We start from the raw sequence: 15875 nt of genomic DNA on the forward strand, positions 1-15875 counted from the left end.
ATGGCTCACAGGTCCGGATGGACCGAGCGCCTGGATCCCGCGCTGCGCGAATTCGCCGGTGCCCGCACCGATCTGTCGCCCGAAACCCTTGCGGTGGTGCGGGCCTCGATCGACCGGCGTCGCCGTGAATCGGCGCAGACGCTCGACACGTTCGGCGTGGCCATCGCAGGCGGCCGGGCCGCGCTGGGCCGGCGCAGTGTGCCGGTGCGCATCTACCGTGGCGGCCCGTCGCCTGCACCCGTGGTCGTGTACTGCCACTCGGGCGCGTTCGTGCTGGGCAACCTCGACGTCGACCAGCGGCAATGCGTCGAACTGGCGCGGCGTGGGCAGTGCACGGTCGTGGCCATGGACTACCGCCTCGCCCCCGAACATCCGTACCCCGCAGCGCTCGACGACGCCGCGATGGTGCTGGCCTGGGTGGCCGCGCAGGCCGGTGAACTCGACGTCGACCCGGATCGGATCGCGGTCGCGGGCAGCAGTGCCGGTGGTGCGCTGGCCGCGTTGCTGGCACAGCGGTCCGCGACGGGCGCCGCGCCTCCAATCGTGTTCCAGTTGCTGCACCAGCCGGTGCTCGACGACCGCCCGACCCGCTCCGAGCGCGAATTCGTCGACACACCCGGTTTCGACGGCCCCGCGACGGTCGCGATGTGGCGTCACTGGCTGGCCGGCCGCGCGGCGCCCGACGGCGCCGTACCGGCCCGCGCCACCGAGATCTCGGACATGCCTGCGGCTTTCATCAGCTGCTCGGAACTGGACCCGCTGCGCGACGAAGCACTCGACCATGCGCGCAGGCTGATCGACGGCGGCGTGTCCACCGAGCTGCACGTGTTCGCGGGTACCTGCCACGGATTCGACTCACTGCTGCCCGAGTGGGAGGTCAGTCAGGAACTGTTCACCCTGCAGGGGGCGGCACTGCGCCGGGCCCTGCGCTGAACGGCTGCTCGACTGCGCCGGTGACCTGCTGAACCCGCGGGGTGCTGGCGACGGCCAGACGCTGTCGGACGACTTCGAGAACCAGGTGCCCGGTTGACCCGCGCAGCGATCATCCGAAGTTGGCGGCGATCCTCCGGCGGAGATATTCGGCCGCGGTGATCGGCGGGTAGGTGCCCTTGGGGCTCTCGATGAGCACGTCGGTGTTGGCCTGTGCGAAATAGGCGACGCTGTAACGCGGATCGAGACTCTCCCCGGGCCGCGGCGCCCGGACGCGGTGGAAGTTGGACGGCAGCAGATCGTCGGACCAGCGCATCAGCATGTCACCGATGTTGCACGTGATCGCGTCGTCCGACGGATGAACCGGAGTCCACACCTGCTGATCGGCCTCGGCGCCGGGCAGGACCTGCAGTCCCGGCTGACACGAGCGCTGGAACAGCAGCGTCAGTGCATCGAAGTCCGTGTGCGCACCCGCGCGCCACACGTCATCGCGTCCCACGAGTTCGGCCGGGAACGCGTAGTAGTGCAGCAGGCGCAGCGTGCTCTGATAGGTCGGGGCGTCGGGATCGTGTGCCCGCGTGAAGAACTCGCGGTCGAAACCCAGCCGGACCGCGAAACAGCTGAGGATGTCCATCGCCAGCCGCCAGCACCGCCGTTCGAAGTCCTCGATGGTGTCGCGGAATCCGTCGAGTTCGTCTGGCGCCGGCCACAGGCCGTCCATGCGCGGCCGGGTGAACTGGTAGGACTCCTTCTCGTCCGCGGTCCCGACAGACGGACGGACCTGACTCTTGTACTCCCAGCCGACGTTCTGACCTTTCTTCAGCGGATACTTCTCCTTCACCGCGGTGGGCAGAGCGAAGAACCGCTGGGCCACGTCGAACACCCGGTCCACCTCCGCGAGGTCGATGCCGTGCTCGACCACCTGGAAGAAACCGATGTCGGTCGCTGCGGCCCAGAGTTCGTCGGCGATCTCGTCGAACCGCGAACCGAAGTCGGCCAGGCTGATCTGGCGCACCTCGCGCGCATGCGATTCGGTGCCGAGAGCGCCCATACGGGATTCGCGGAGCAGTTCGGTCATCTCGTTCATGAGGTCCTCACGAAAGTCGGTCGGAGACCGGCACCTTGAGCGGGCGCCGGGCGTGGAACAGGATGTTGAGGAGCACCGCCACGCAGATGCCCGTGGCGACACCGCTGCTGAGCAGTTGCCGGGCTGCGTCGGGGAACTGGGAGTAGAAACCGCTCACCGTCGTGGGCAGCAACGCGACGCCCAGCGCCGCGGCGACGATGATCACGTTCGCGGTGTCGGCGAAGTCGACCTGGCCCAGGATCCGTATCCCGACGACGGCGATGGTTCCGAACATGACCACCGCGGCCGCTCCGAGCACCGGACGCGGTATCGCAGCGACGATCTCACCGACCACCGGGAAGAATGCCAGCGACATCAGCAGCACGCCCGTGGTGGCCGTGACGTACCGGCTGAACATCCTGGTGATGGTGAGGATTCCGACGTTCTGCGCGAACGTCACGTACATGAACGACTGGAACACGCCGCCGCCAAGCGCGGTGACCACACCGTCGGCGCGCACTGCCGCAGCGAGCCGTCGGTCGGAGATCTTTTGGTCCACCACCTCTCCCACGGCGTTGACCTGTCCGGCGAGTTCGACGACCAGCACGATCTGGATGATCGCCAGCGAGCAGATCGCGAGCACGTCGAACCGCGGTGCGCCGAAGTGCAGCAGATCCGGGAACGAGATCGCCTGGGTGTCACCGATTCCGGAGAGATCGAGGAATCCGGTGGCCGCCGCGATGATCGTCCCGGCGATCATGCCGATCAGGACCGCGAGTGATCGCAACAGCCGCGGCAACAGCCGATAGCCCAGCAGGACCGCAAGTGCCGTCACAGCAGCCAGGCCGATGGCGGCCGGTGATCCGAAGCCGGACGCGTCCGGGTCGGTGCCGACGATCATCTTGGCGCCGGCCGGGATGAGCTGGATACCGATCAGCAGGATCGTCGTGCCGATCACCACGGGCGGGAAGAACCGCATCATCTTCCCGACCAGTGGCGCGACCGCGATGGTCGCCAGGCCGACGACGAGTACGGCTCCGTACATGGTCTGCAGGCCGCTGCCCTGACCGATGATCAGCATGGGCGCGATGCCGGTGTACGACGCGCCGATCACCATCGGCAGTCGCACCCCGACCCGCCAGATCCCCAGAGACTGCAGCAGGGTGCCGAAGCCGCACAGCAAGAGGTCCGCGGTCACCAGGTACACCAGGTCCTGCTGCGAGAGGTCGAGAGCCGATGCCACGACCACGGGCACCGTGATGGTGCTGGCATACATGACGAGTAGGTGCTGCAGTCCGTACACCAGCAGCTTCCAGGCGGACGGCACCTCGTCGACCGGGTTGGGGGCCGGGCCGCCGCCGTCGTTCGACGGTGCCGGGCCGTCCGGTGTGACGGTGTGTTCCGCGGTGCCGGGCCGCCGCCGGCCCCGTATGGCAGAAGGACCCCGTATGGCAGAAGGACCCCGTATGGCAGAAGGAATGGTCATGACCGTCCTGTGCTCGTCTGTGCCGGCGAACCGGCACTGATGGCACGGGAACCCTGATCCCGTTCGGCGCGATGTGCTTTGGTGCCCAGCGTGCCGATGCGGAGGATTCCCGCGAGATCGCACGCACTTTTCGAGAGCGAGGGACGCGCGTGGCGCCCCGCCACGCAACGATGTGGGCAACACCGTTACGTGCAATCCTTACTTGCAGACACGAGTACATCCAACGCGTGTTATCTCGCTGTGAACTCGGCGAAAAACAGTGTGAACTCATCCTCTCGGCATGCCCGCGGCACCGGAGGTGCGACGCCGCCGGGCAGATAGGCTGACACCGGCGCGGCCCTCACGGGCCCCGAGTCGCGGAGGGCATTTTGGACAAGCTGGACACAGGATCACACGGCGACCTGCAACTCGACGACGGGCGGTTCCGCGTGACCCGCTGGACCATCGAACCCGGCGGCGCCATCCCCATGCACCGGCACGAACACGACTACGTCGTCGTGCCGCTGGTCAACGCCACCATGCACGTCGTCGCCCCCGACGGCACCGACACCGTCGCGGAACTGCGGATCGGTGAGAGCTATTCGAGGATCGCAGGCGTCGAACACCGCGTGGAGAACCGCGGGACCACCGACACCGTCGTGTTCGTCGAGGTCGAGCGGCTCTGACGGTCCGTCAGACGCCTGCGAGTTCGCGCGCGACCGCGGCGTGGTACCTGTCGATGTTGGCCGGGTTCACGATGCGGAACAGCGCATCGGGCAACGGGGATTCCTTGTAGGCCTCGATGGTCATGGTGCGGCTGAACAACGTGACGTCCGGGCCTGGACGCGTGAACTGGTACTGCACGGTGATCCGGCCGTCCATGCCGCCGTTGCCGTCCCGATCGTGCCCGAGCCGGCCGACGGAGTTGAACACCCACAACCGCGGACGCATCGCGATCGCGAGATGCCACGTGTAGATTTGCTGGCCGTCCGGGCCTGCCTCGCTCCAGGTGTCCCCGACCTGCAACGGCAACCGGTCCGGCAGGCCCTCGATGTGCGCGCTGCCAGGGTAGGTCTTGGTCCAGTTCGCCGGGTTGGTCACGAAATCGTAGACAGTTTCCGCCGATTGGGGGAATGCCGTCTCCGAGCTGGTGGTCACGATGCCCAACTGTGTTGCCTTTCTTGTGATCACACGGAGCAGCCGCAGGCCGCGGTGCTCGCGCCTGCGGGGAGTTCGGCGACGACGTCCACCCGCGCCGGGTCGAAGCTCAGATGCCCACGCAGCGGTTCGGCCTCGGGCGGGGTGTCCGGGTAGCTCCACGCGACGTCGCTGATGACGGTGTCCGCGACGACGGCCGCCCAGTAGGTGGCGACGCCCTTGTAGTTGCAGTAGGTGGTGGTGTCGGTACGGTGCAGCAGATCGGTGCGGACCAGTGCCGGGCTCACGTACAGGCGGGGTTCCAGGGCCGTCTCGAACACGATGATTGTGTCGTCGGTGTCGACGAGCACGGTGTCGCCCACCGCGACCCGCAGCCTGCGCTTGGTGGGCCTGCAGTCGATGCGGTGATACGGGTTGGGGGGATAGTGCACCAGACGGCGGCCCTCTTCCATCCACACCTCGACAGCGTCCCACGGCACCGTGACGTATCCGGGCGCTTCCGGTACCGCCACGGCGGGCAGGCCGCCGACCTCGTCGACCGGAAAGGCGTAGCTCAGCGGGCTCCCGGCCCGGTGCACCATGAGGGCGCACTCGGTGTCGATCAGCGCGTCGCCGCCGACGAAGGCCTGGACGCGCCGGGGATGTGGCTCGATGTAGACGGCCGGTGCGGGCAGCGGTGGCGAGAACCAACCGGCCGGCCGGTTGCTCAGGGGCCCGTGGCCTGCGACGAGACTCATTGCGCCACCTCCGGTTTGACGACCGCACCGCGGGGCTGTGCACCGACGGGAGGTTGTGATCGCGTCACGACAAGGAGCTTTACAGATTCTTCAACAAATGTCACGCGGTTCTGCGACGGGTGTCACAGCGGAGGTGGCGACATGACGACCAGTGGTTTGAACGCACGAGCGCTCCTCGGCGGGGACGGCCGGGCGGTCCTGCCGAAACCCCGGCCCACCGAACCGGATCGGAACCACATGCCGCCTTCGGAGAACCTGCGGGTCCTGCAGTACGAACTCGACGTCGTGGCGTCGGACGTTCTCGACGTGGTGTCCCGGGTCGGCGGCTGGCTCTTCGACATGCGGATGGCCGGTTGGAACGTCGGGGTGGCGTTCGCCGTGGCGCCGACGGGACCGGACGATCACCGCGCCCTGCGGGTGCTGGGCCTGAAAACCGTTGAGCTGACCGAGTTGTGGCCCACCGCGACGGGCGGCCCGCGGCGGGGTGCCGAACGCGCCGCGCTGACCGCGATCGCCGCCGAGCGTTTCGAGAACGATCCCGCGCTCCGGCGCCGCGCGCTCGACGATGCGATGCGCGCGGGTGAGATCGCGCTGTGGGGCCGTGGCTGTCCCGGCGTGCTGGGCGGACAACTTCGCAGGATCGAATACCGCCCGAGCGCGGCGGCCCGTGCCTTCAAGGCGCATGCCCTGGCCGCCGTGGGTGCGCACGACACTGCGCACGACACCGGGAGCGTGGCGGCGGAGACCGTCTACTGCGGCGCAGAGACGGTGCGCGCGCTGGGCGCCGCTTTGGTCAACTGTTGAGCACGGGGCGGAACACCGGCCCGCTCAGCGTGTTCGGTTACCGGATCCAGCCGCGGCGGCGCAGCCACCAGTTGCGACCGACGAGCGCCACGATCACCGCCGCGAAACCGATGAGGAACCAATCCTCGACATGGCCGACGTGATTGCCGCGCATCATCACCAGCAGGAAAGCCGCCGACAGCAGGCCACCGATGTGCATGACACCGATGGGCATGTGGGACCAGCCCCACTCCGCGGACGGCACGTCCTCGACATCGACGCCTGTGTGTCGTTCGACCTCGGTGTTGGCCACGGGTTGCTCCTCGGGATCAAGCTGGCTTCGGTCCTGCGTTGACGACATTCTGGCATACGACAGTGCGTCGTACGCGAAGGTGTCAGGACAGCCGGCCGTAACGACGCAGCGCCTCGGCGCGCTCCTGGGCGTGGTCGACGATCGGCTCGGGATAGTCCGCGGGACGGGAGCCGTCGATGCGGTGCACGTCGGGAACCGTGGCCGGGTCGGCGAGTTCGGGCACCCACCGCCGGATGTAGACGCCGTCGGGATCGAACTTCTCGCCTTGCTTGGTGGGGTTGAACACCCGGAAGTAGGGCGCGGCGTCGGTGCCGCAACCGGCCGTCCACTGCCAGCCGTGCTGGTTGTTGGCGATGTCGCCGTCGACGAGTTGGTCGAGGAACCACCGCGCGCCCCAATGCCACGGCAGATGCAGATCCTTGACCAGGAACGACGCGACGATCATGCGAACCCGGTTGTGCACGAACCCGGTCGCAGCGAGCTGGCGCATACCGGCGTCGACGATCGGGAAACCGGTCATACCGGCCTTCCACGCGTCGAACAGCCGCTGGGCGTCCGGTCCCTCGTCGGTCTCGATCGCGTCGAAGGTGCGGTTCCAGTTCCACCAGGCGCTGTCGGGCCAGTGGTGCAGCACCGCGGCGTAGAAGTCGCGGAACGCGAGCTCACGCAGATAGGCGGCGGCCCCATCGCCGGCGCCGTCGCGTTCGAGGTCCGCCGCCATGGTCCGCGGATGGATCGTGCCGAACTTGAGGTGGGCCGACATGCGGCTCGTCGCGTCGAGATCGGGACGGTTGCGGTTGGAGCTGTAATCCCTCAACGATTCCCGGACGAATGCGCGCCACTGCGCACGCGCGGCGGTCTCGCCTGCGGGCAGCTCAAGATCGGTGGGCGGCTCGGGGATCTCGGCACCGCCGGGCACCTCCGACGGGTCGATCCAGCGGGCGGACCCGGGCCCCGAGTCGGCGGGTGCGCGCCATCCGTGGTCGCGCCACGCGCGGAAGAACGGCGTGAACACGCGGTACGGGTTGCCGTCGTCCTTGGTGATGCGCCCGGGCGTCACGAGGTACGGCGAACCGGTCGCGTACAGACCAACGTCACCGGGCAGGTCGGCCAGCGCCGCGCGCACGGCCTCGTCACGGCGCAGGCCGAACGGCGAGAAGTCGCCCGACACGTGTACCGAGGCGGCTCCGATCGCCGCGGCCAGTTCCGGAATTCGCTGCTCGGGACGGCCACGGGTGACCAGCAGCTTGCCGCCGAGCTGCTCGCGCAGGTCGCGCAGCGCCTCGTACAGGTAGGCCAGGCGGCGGTCGCCCGACGAACCGGTCAGGCGCGGATCGAGCACATAACAGGCCAGCACGTCGGCGTCGCCCTGCGCGGCGTCGAGCACCGCCGGGTGGTCGGCGCACCGGAGGTCACGCCGGAACCACAGCAGTGTGGGCATGTGCCCATGCTGCCCGCCCTGCTCGACCCGCCGTCGCCGGATCTCTACAGACGCGCCGAGGATCTCGGCATCACCGCGGTGATGGTCGCCCCGTGGCTCACCGCCGGCGCCGCACCGGGCTCCTCCGTCGACGACCGCTTCCGGGCGCCCATCGAGCGGTTCGCCGAGACGGTCATGGCGCGGGTGCGCTGACACGGACCGACACGGCAACCGGCGCGGCTTAGGTCCGCCGACGCCGGCGCGGCACAATGAATCAGTGACCACCTCAGCCGCATCCGGCGAACCCGGGCGTCAACGGGTGCTGATCCTCGGCAGCACCGGATCCATCGGTACCCAGGCGCTGGAGGTGATCGCCGCCAACCCGGACCGGTTCGAGGTCGTGGGTCTGGCCGCGGGCGGCGGTAATCCGGAGCTACTGGCCGCGCAGCGTGCCCAGACCGGTGTGGCCGCCGTCGCGGTGGCCGATCCGGCGGCAGCCGAGGCGGTCGGCGACGTGCGCTATTCGGGGCCGGACGCGGTGACGCGTCTCGTGGAGGACACCGAGGCCGATGTCGTCCTGAACGCGCTGGTGGGGGCGCTGGGACTGCAGCCGACACTCGCGGCGCTGGCCACCGGCGCGCGGCTGGCGCTGGCGAACAAGGAGTCCCTGGTGGCGGGCGGGCCGCTGGTGCTCAAGGCCGCCGCGCCCGGACAGATCGTGCCGGTGGATTCCGAACACTCGGCCATGGCGCAGTGCCTGCGCGGCGGGACCAGGGCCGAACTGGACAAGATCGTTCTCACGGCCTCCGGCGGCCCGTTCCTCGGCTGGTCGGCCGAGGACCTCAAGTCCGTGACGCCCGAGCAGGCGGGCAAACACCCGACCTGGTCGATGGGCCCCATGAACACGCTCAACTCGGCGACGCTGGTCAACAAGGGCCTCGAGCTCATCGAGACCCACCTGCTGTTCGGCGTCGACTACGACGACATCGACGTCGTGGTGCACCCGCAGTCGATCGTGCATTCGATGGCGACGTTCACCGACGGGTCCACGCTTGCGCAGGCCAGCCCGCCGGACATGAAACTGCCGATCGCGCTGGCGCTGGGCTGGCCCGACCGGATCCCCGGCGCCGCGGCGGCCTGCGACTTCTCCACGGCCTCGACCTGGGAGTTCCTGCCGCTGGACAACGCGGTCTTCCCCGCGGTCGAACTGGCGCGGTTTGCCGGTAAGCAGGGCGGGTGCCTCACCGCGGTCTACAACTCGGCCAACGAGGAGGCCGCCGAGGCCTTCCTCGACGGCCGCATCGGCTTCCCCGACATCGTCGAAACAGTGGGTGACGTGTTGCACGCCGCCGACCGGTGGGCCGCCGAACCGGCTACCGTGGATGACGTACTCGACGCACAACGCTGGGCCCGCGAGCAGGCCCGCGGTGTCGTCGAGCAGAAATCCGTCAGAAGAGGGCTCGTCACCAAATGATGTTCGGAATCGGCATCGTGCTGTTCGCACTGGCCATCCTGGTCTCAGTGGCACTGCACGAATGTGGCCACATGTGGGTGGCCCGTGCCACCGGGATGAAGGTCCGCCGCTACTTCGTCGGGTTCGGTCCCACCCTGTGGTCCACGCGCCGGGCCAACCGTCTCGGTTCGACCGAGTACGGCATCAAGGCGATCCCACTCGGCGGGTTCTGCGACATCGCGGGCATGACCTCGGTCGACGAGATCGCACCCGAAGACCGGCCGTACGCGATGTACAAGCAGAAGGTGTGGAAGCGCGTCGCGGTGCTCTTCGCGGGCCCCGCGATGAACTTCGTCATCGGCCTGGTGCTCATCTACGGCATCGCGATCGTATGGGGCCTGCCCAACCTGCATCAGCCCACCACCGCCATCGTCGGCGAAACCGGTTGCGTCGCACCGCAGATCACCCTCGAAGAGATGGGGGAGTGCACGGGCCCCGGTCCCGCGGCGCTGGCGGGCATCCAGGCCGGCGACGAGATCGTCAAGGTCGGTGACACCGAGGTCAAGGACTTCGCAGGCATGGCCGCGGCCGTCCGCAAGCTCGACGGCCCCACCCGCATCGAGTTCAAGCGTGACGGGCGTGTCATGGACACCGTCGTCGACATCACCCCGACGCAGCGCTTCACCAGCGCCGACGCGTCCGCCCCCAGTACGGTCGGTGCGATCGGTGTCAGCGCGGTGCCGGTCCAACCGCCCGCGCAGTACAACCCGATCACCGCGGTACCCGCGACGTTCGCGTTCACCGGCGATCTCGCGGTCGAGCTCGGCAAGTCGCTGGCGAAGATCCCCACCAAGATCGGTGCGCTCGTGGAGGCCATCGGTGGCGGCGAGCGGGACAAGGAGACCCCCATCAGCGTCGTGGGGGCCAGCATCATCGGCGGTGAGACCGTCGACGCCGGGCTGTGGGTTGCGTTCTGGTTCTTCCTGGCGCAGCTGAACTTCGTGCTCGGCGCCATCAACCTGGTGCCGCTGCTGCCGTTCGACGGCGGCCACATCGCGGTGGCCACCTACGAGAAGATCCGCAACATGATCCGTTCCGCGCGCGGCATGGTCGCCGCGGGGCCGGTCAACTACCTCAAGCTCATGCCCGCCACGTACGTGGTGCTCGCGGTGGTGGCCGGCTACATGCTGCTGACGGTGACCGCGGATCTGGTCAACCCACTGAGCATCTTCCAATAGTTTTCGAGGAGACACTGTGACATCCATCGGTCTGGGTATGCCGGCACCTCCGGCGCCCACGCTTGCGCCGCGGCGCAAGACCCGTCAGCTCAATGTGGGCGGCGTCGGCATCGGCAGCGAGCACCCGATCGCGGTGCAGTCCATGTGCACCACCAAGACCCACGACGTCAACTCCACACTGCAGCAGATCGCCGAGCTGACCGCGTCGGGCTGTGACATCGTGCGTGTGGCGTGCCCGCGTCAGGAGGACGCCGACGCGCTGGCCGAGATCGCGCGGCACAGCCAGATCCCGGTGATCGCCGACATCCACTTCCAGCCCAAGTACATCTTCGCCGCGATCGACGCGGGCTGTGCGGCGGTGCGCGTCAACCCCGGCAACATCAAGGAGTTCGACGGCCGGGTCAAAGAGGTCGCCAAGGCCGCCGGGGATGCGGGCATCCCGATCCGCATCGGCGTCAACGCGGGTTCGCTCGACAAGCGGTTCCTGGAGAAGTACGGCAAGGCCACACCCGAGGCGCTCGTCGAGTCGGCACTGTGGGAGGCGTCGTTGTTCGAGGAACACGGCTTCGGCGACATCAAGATCAGCGTCAAGCACAACGACCCGGTGATCATGGTCGCGGCCTACGAGCAGCTCGCCGCGCAGTGCGACTATCCGCTGCACCTCGGCGTCACCGAGGCGGGCCCGGCGTTCCAGGGCACCATCAAGTCGGCGGTCGCGTTCGGGGCGTTGCTGAGCAAGGGCATCGGCGACACCATCCGCGTCTCGCTGTCGGCGCCGCCGGCCGAAGAGGTCAAGGTCGGCAACCAGATCCTGGAGTCGCTGAACCTGCGGCCGCGCGGGCTGGAGATCGTGTCGTGCCCGTCGTGCGGACGCGCCCAGGTGGACGTCTACACACTGGCCAACGCCGTCACCGCGGGCCTCGACGGTCTCGACGTGCCGCTGCGGGTCGCGGTGATGGGCTGCGTGGTCAACGGACCCGGCGAGGCGCGCGAGGCCGACCTCGGTGTGGCCTCCGGCAACGGCAAGGGCCAGATCTTCGTCAAGGGCGAGGTCATCAAGACCGTGCCCGAGGCCCAGATCGTGGAAACGCTCATCGAAGAGGCCATGCGGCTCGCCGAGGAAATCGGCACGGCGCGAGGTTCAGATGATGCGAGCGGTTCGCCCGTGGTGACCGTAAGCTGATTGCTGACCCTGTGAGCCGGGTCACCACACCCTCGGGTTGAGCAGAGAGAGTCTCGATGTCGGCGCCACCCCTATTCCGCCTGGTCGATGAGCGACGGGTGTCCGTGGTGCGCGACACCGCGGCGGTGATGCGTGTCCTGGACGAGGATCCGGTCGCCGGATGCATGGTGGCCGCCAGGGTTGCCGAGTTCGGCGCCGAACCCGGGGCCATCGGCGGCGAGCTGTGGACGCGCCGCAAGCCCAGCGAATCGCTGTGTTACGCCGGGCCCAACATGATTCCGCTGCGCGGCAGCCTCGACGATCTGAAAGCCTTCTCCGACAAGGCCATGAGCATGGCGCGACGGTGCTCGTCCCTGGTCGGGCGGGCCGAGTTGGTGCTGCCGATGTGGGAGCGCCTCCAGTCGTTGTGGGGACCCGCGCGCGACGTGCGGGCCCAGCAGCCGTTGATGGCGCTGAACTCCATGCCGCAGTGCGCTATCGACCCTGCCGTACGTCCCGTGCGGATGGAGGAGATCGACGCCTACCTGGTGGCGGCCGTCGACATGTTCATCGGCGAGGTCGGTGTGGACCCGCGCATCGGTGACGGCGGACGCGGCTACCGGCGGCGCATCGCGAGCCTGATCGCCACGGGGCGCGCATGGGCGCGGTTCGAACGCGGCGAGGTGGTGTTCAAGGCCGAGGTCGGGTCGCAGTCACCCGCGGTCGGTCAGATCCAGGGCGTGTGGGTGCACCCCGAACGGCGCGGACACGGCCTCGGCACGGCGGGCACGGCGGCGCTCGCGGCCGCTGTGGTGGCGGGCGGACGCACCGCGAGCCTCTACGTCAACGACTACAACACCGTGGCGCGGGCCACCTACGCGCGCATCGGTTTCGAACAGGTCGGCACCTTCGCCACCGTGCTGCTGGACTGACGCCCGCGTACTCACCCCAGCTGCGCGGCGTGGTGCAGGACCTCGTCGACCGACCACTGGTCATCCGCATGGCGGCCGTACTTGGCGGCGGCCACCGTGCCGTCAGGCGCGATGAGGAAGTCCGCGGGCAGGCCGAGTCGCCCGCCTGGCTGACGCAGCGACGGGGTACGGAACCGGCCTGCCGTGGTCAACGCGACGCCGCGAACGATCGAGGGCCAGCTGCGGGGATCGAGCAGGGCACGGGCGCCCTGCTCGACGCCGAATCTGCGGTAGACGACCTTGTCCGGATCGCCCACCGTCGCGAACGGCAGATCGGCTGTGTGACGGGCCAGTTCGTCGGCAGGGGAATGGAAGAACACGACCTCACGGATCGACGCGCGTTCCAGCTCGTCGTGGCGCGCCACGAACGACCTCAGGTGCAGATTGCAGATGGGGCAGCCGGCGAACCGGCGGAACTGTAGGTGCACCAGTCGGTCCGGATCCGGAACTCGTACCAGTTTGCCTGTGACGCTGTGGAATTCACTTGCGTTGATGGTGGTGGGCGGGGCCATGGCAACTCCTTGTGAAACGCCGGCGTGCACGTTGGCGTGCACCGTACGCTAACGCGAACGCTATGGCGTACGGCGTACGCTGTCAACGTCATGCCACGCCAACGCTCACTGACCCGCCCGCAGATCGCGGCCGCCGCGCTCGAGGTCGTCGACACCGACGGCCTCGGATCGCTGTCGATGCGCACGGTGGCGCGCAGGCTCGGGATGGGCACCATGTCGCTGTACCGCTATGTCGCCGACCGTGACGAACTCGAGGCGATGGTGGTCGAGCTGGTGCTCGAATCCGTCGACCTGCGGCCGCCTGCCGGCTCGGCGCGCCACCGGATCCTGGTGCTCGCCGAGCGGGTCCGCGACGCCACGGCCCGGCACCCCGCCGTCGTGCCGTTGCTGCTGGCCCACCGCCATCGCCTGCCGGCGTCGCTGCGGTGGGGCGAGGCAGTGCTCGGGGTGCTCGCCGAGGCTGGCTACGCAGGCAAGCGGCGCGTGTACGCGTTCCGTGCCCTGCTCGCCTGTACCTTCGGCGCCCTGGAGATCCAGCACCACAGCGCGCTGAGCGGCCCGGGCACCCGGGCCCTCGCCGAACTCCCCGCCGACGAGTTTCCCAGGTTGTCGGAGACCGCTGCCGCCGCGCGGGGGATCGGTGCGGGTGACGAGTTCCGGCACGGCCTGGAGATCCTGCTGCGGGGCCTCCAGATCTGACCGCCGCTCTGAGCGCAATTCCGGCCGGCGGTTCGATCGAATCCCGGCAGGTCACCGGACAAGATCTCCGGCGTCTCGATTCGGTATCGGTGCGCCTCCGGAAAAACCACCCGCAACGTTCTTACCATCAGTCTCAATGGCAACTCGAACATCACCAGTCACACGGACCGCCGGTCTGCTCGCCGTCATCGGTGTGCTGGCGGCCTCGGCGCTGAGCGGTTGCACGCCGCGCCCCAACGGACCCGAACCGGCCGCCGAGATGTTCTTCGCGGCGCTCGCGACCGGCGACATCGCCGCGGCCGCCGAACTGTCCGATCGCCCCGACGAGGCCAAGACCGCGCTCAACGAGGCGTGGAACGGCCTGCAGGCGTTGCGCCTCGACGCGCAGATCCTCGGATCGAAGTACTCCGAGGACACCGGCAGCGTGGCCTACCGCTACACATGGCATCTGCCCAAGAACCGCACGTGGACCTATGACGGCCAGCTCAACATGGTGCGCGACGAGGGCCGCTGGGAGGTGCGTTGGAGCGCAACCGGATTGCATCCGCGACTCGGTGAGCACCAGACCTTCGCACTGCGCGCCGACGCGCCGCGGCGGGCGTCGGTGAACGAGCGCGGCGGCACCGACGTTCTGGTGCCGGGGCAGATCTACCACTACGCGCTCGACGCGAAGGCCGCGGGCGCGGGACTCATGACGGCGGCACGCGCGGTGGCCGATGCGCTGCGCCCGTTCGATCCGGGTCTGGACCCGCAGCGGTTGGCCGAACAGGCGAGTTCCTCGGCGCAGCCCCTGAGCCTCATCACGCTCAAGCAGGCCGACCACGACCGCGTGGCGCCCGCGATCGCCGGCCTCGCCGGTGTCGTCGTCACGCCGCAGGCCGAATTGCTGCCCACCGACGAGACTTTCGCGCCGGCGATCGTCAACGAGGTCAAGAAGGCGGTGATCGACGACCTCGACGGTCAACCGGGGTGGCGGGTGGTCACGGTCAACCAGAACGGCGTCGACGTCGACGTGCTCAACGAGGTGCCGGGACAGCCCGCGCCGTCGGTGACCATCAGTCTCGACCGCGCGGTGCAGAACGCGGCGCAGAACGCGGTCAACACCACCGGCAAGCAGGCGATGATCGTGGCCATCAAGCCGTCCACGGGCGAGATCCTGGCGGTCGCGCAGAATGCTGCGGCCGACACCGGTGGACCGCTTGCGACGATGGGTCTGTACCCGCCCGGTTCGACGTTCAAGATCGTCACCGCGGGCGCTGCCATCGAACGCGACATGGCCACGCCCAACACGCTGCTGGGCTGCCCGGGCAAGCTCGACATCGGGCACCGCACCGTCCCCAACTACGGCGGTTTCGATCTCGGCGTCGTGCCGATGTCGCGCGCATTCGCCAGTTCGTGCAACACGACTTTCGCCGAACTCGCCAGCCGGATGCCGCCGCGCGGGCTCACGCAGGCCGCGGCGCAGTACGGCCTCGGGCTCGACTACCAGGTCGAGGGACTGCCGACGGTCTCCGGATCGGTGCCGCCGACCGTCAACCTCGCCGAGCGCACCGAGGACGGTTTCGGGCAGGGCAAGGTGCTCGCGAGCCCGTTCGGCATGGCCATGGTCGCCGCGACCGTCGCGGCAGGACGTACCCCGGTGCCGCACCTCATCGAGGGCCGCGAAACCGTCGTCGACGGCGACGCGGGCCAGATCAGCCAGAAGGTGATCGACGGGCTGCGCCCGATGATGCAGCTCGTGGTCACCAACGGGACGGCCAAGGACCTCAAGGGTGTCGGCGATGTGCGCGGCAAGACCGGTGAGGCCGAGTTCGCCGGCGGATCGCATTCCTGGTTCGCGGGCTACCGCGGCGATCTGGCATTCGCCGCGCTGATCGTCGGCGGCGGCAGCTCGGAGTATGCGGTCCGCATGTGCAAGGCCATGTTCGACAGCATGCCCGCGGACTACCTCGTCTGATCGCGTGTGAT

The 15875-nt window shown here is 68.7% G+C and carries 17 protein-coding genes; 10 read left to right on the forward strand and 7 right to left on the reverse strand.

Translation table 11 applies throughout. The features are described from left to right. Complete coding sequence (locus AT701_RS12955; protein ID WP_058125962.1) at positions 1-933, forward strand: alpha/beta hydrolase; 933 nt, start codon at positions 1-3, stop codon at positions 931-933. Between the two features lie 109 nt (positions 934-1042). Here the strand turns inward: AT701_RS12955 and AT701_RS12960 are convergent, their stop codons facing one another. Both AT701_RS12960 and AT701_RS12965 read right to left on the reverse strand, forming a co-directional pair. Then, entirely contained in the window at positions 1043-2017 is a 975-nt protein-coding gene (locus tag AT701_RS12960) for an isopenicillin N synthase family dioxygenase (protein WP_058125963.1), read from the reverse strand. A 7-nt stretch (positions 2018-2024) separates the two neighbouring features. Then, entirely contained in the window at positions 2025-3482 is a 1458-nt protein-coding gene (locus AT701_RS12965; RefSeq protein ID WP_058125964.1) for a nucleobase:cation symporter-2 family protein, read from the reverse strand. Between the two features lie 377 nt (positions 3483-3859). Here AT701_RS12965 and AT701_RS12970 point away from each other — a divergent pair, with 377 nt between their 5' ends. Further along, positions 3860-4147, forward strand: coding sequence for a cupin domain-containing protein (locus AT701_RS12970; RefSeq protein ID WP_029104215.1), 288 nt, complete (start codon positions 3860-3862; stop codon positions 4145-4147). A 7-nt stretch (positions 4148-4154) separates the two neighbouring features. Here the strand turns inward: AT701_RS12970 and AT701_RS12975 are convergent, their stop codons facing one another. Further along, the gene (locus tag AT701_RS12975) at positions 4155-4628 is read right to left on the reverse strand and encodes a hypothetical protein (protein ID WP_003893927.1); all 474 of its coding nucleotides are present in this window, start codon (positions 4626-4628) and stop codon (positions 4155-4157) included. Positions 4629-4648: 20 nt separating this feature from the next. Further along, on the reverse strand, positions 4649-5356 hold the full coding sequence (locus AT701_RS12980; protein WP_003893928.1) for a DUF427 domain-containing protein: 708 nt from the start codon (positions 5354-5356) through the stop codon (positions 4649-4651). 141 nt (positions 5357-5497) lie between these two features. Between AT701_RS12980 and AT701_RS12985 the strand changes: the two genes are divergently transcribed. Continuing rightward, positions 5498-6160: a hypothetical protein gene (locus AT701_RS12985; RefSeq protein ID WP_223495529.1), complete on the forward strand. Its 663-nt coding sequence runs from the start codon at positions 5498-5500 to the stop codon at positions 6158-6160. Between the two features lie 37 nt (positions 6161-6197). Here the strand turns inward: AT701_RS12985 and AT701_RS12990 are convergent, their stop codons facing one another. Together AT701_RS12990 and AT701_RS12995 are read right to left on the reverse strand one after the other, a co-directional pair. Then, a complete protein-coding gene (locus AT701_RS12990) occupies positions 6198-6452 on the reverse strand; it encodes a DUF2631 domain-containing protein (RefSeq protein WP_003893930.1) in 255 nt (84 codons plus the stop codon). An 82-nt stretch (positions 6453-6534) separates the two neighbouring features. Then, the gene (locus AT701_RS12995; RefSeq protein WP_058125965.1) at positions 6535-7893 is read right to left on the reverse strand and encodes a cryptochrome/photolyase family protein; all 1359 of its coding nucleotides are present in this window, start codon (positions 7891-7893) and stop codon (positions 6535-6537) included. Here AT701_RS12995 and AT701_RS13000 point away from each other — a divergent pair, their 5' ends adjacent. The 5 genes from AT701_RS13000 to AT701_RS13020 all read left to right on the forward strand — a co-directional run bounded on the left by AT701_RS13000 (position 7894) and on the right by AT701_RS13020 (position 12657). After that, positions 7894-8085, forward strand: coding sequence for a hypothetical protein (locus tag AT701_RS13000; RefSeq protein WP_029104216.1), 192 nt, complete (start codon positions 7894-7896; stop codon positions 8083-8085). It abuts the gene before it with no gap. Positions 8086-8149: 64 nt separating this feature from the next. Beyond that, positions 8150-9346, forward strand: coding sequence for a 1-deoxy-D-xylulose-5-phosphate reductoisomerase (gene dxr, locus AT701_RS13005; RefSeq protein WP_058125966.1), 1197 nt, complete (start codon positions 8150-8152; stop codon positions 9344-9346). After that, a complete protein-coding gene (locus AT701_RS13010) occupies positions 9343-10563 on the forward strand; it encodes a M50 family metallopeptidase (RefSeq protein WP_058125967.1) in 1221 nt (406 codons plus the stop codon). Before dxr ends, AT701_RS13010 begins: the two co-directional genes overlap by 4 nt. Positions 10564-10600: 37 nt before the next feature. Continuing rightward, entirely contained in the window at positions 10601-11746 is a 1146-nt protein-coding gene (gene ispG / locus AT701_RS13015) for a flavodoxin-dependent (E)-4-hydroxy-3-methylbut-2-enyl-diphosphate synthase (protein WP_036453060.1), read from the forward strand. A 56-nt stretch (positions 11747-11802) separates the two neighbouring features. Next, on the forward strand, positions 11803-12657 hold the full coding sequence (locus tag AT701_RS13020) for a GNAT family N-acetyltransferase (protein WP_058125968.1): 855 nt from the start codon (positions 11803-11805) through the stop codon (positions 12655-12657). Between the two features lie 11 nt (positions 12658-12668). Here AT701_RS13020 and AT701_RS13025 read toward each other — a convergent pair whose 3' ends face one another. Continuing rightward, on the reverse strand, positions 12669-13208 hold the full coding sequence (locus AT701_RS13025; RefSeq protein WP_003893937.1) for a peroxiredoxin-like family protein: 540 nt from the start codon (positions 13206-13208) through the stop codon (positions 12669-12671). Positions 13209-13298: 90 nt separating this feature from the next. Here AT701_RS13025 and AT701_RS13030 point away from each other — a divergent pair, with 90 nt between their 5' ends. Together AT701_RS13030 and AT701_RS13035 are read left to right on the forward strand one after the other, a co-directional pair. After that, the gene (locus AT701_RS13030) at positions 13299-13907 is read left to right on the forward strand and encodes a TetR/AcrR family transcriptional regulator (RefSeq protein ID WP_011728450.1); all 609 of its coding nucleotides are present in this window, start codon (positions 13299-13301) and stop codon (positions 13905-13907) included. A 136-nt stretch (positions 13908-14043) separates the two neighbouring features. Continuing rightward, positions 14044-15864: a penicillin-binding transpeptidase domain-containing protein gene (locus AT701_RS13035; protein WP_003893939.1), complete on the forward strand. Its 1821-nt coding sequence runs from the start codon at positions 14044-14046 to the stop codon at positions 15862-15864. Positions 15865-15875 lie beyond the last annotated feature (11 nt).

This window comes from Mycolicibacterium smegmatis (genome assembly GCF_001457595.1).
Lineage (GTDB): Bacteria > Actinomycetota > Actinomycetes > Mycobacteriales > Mycobacteriaceae > Mycobacterium > Mycobacterium smegmatis.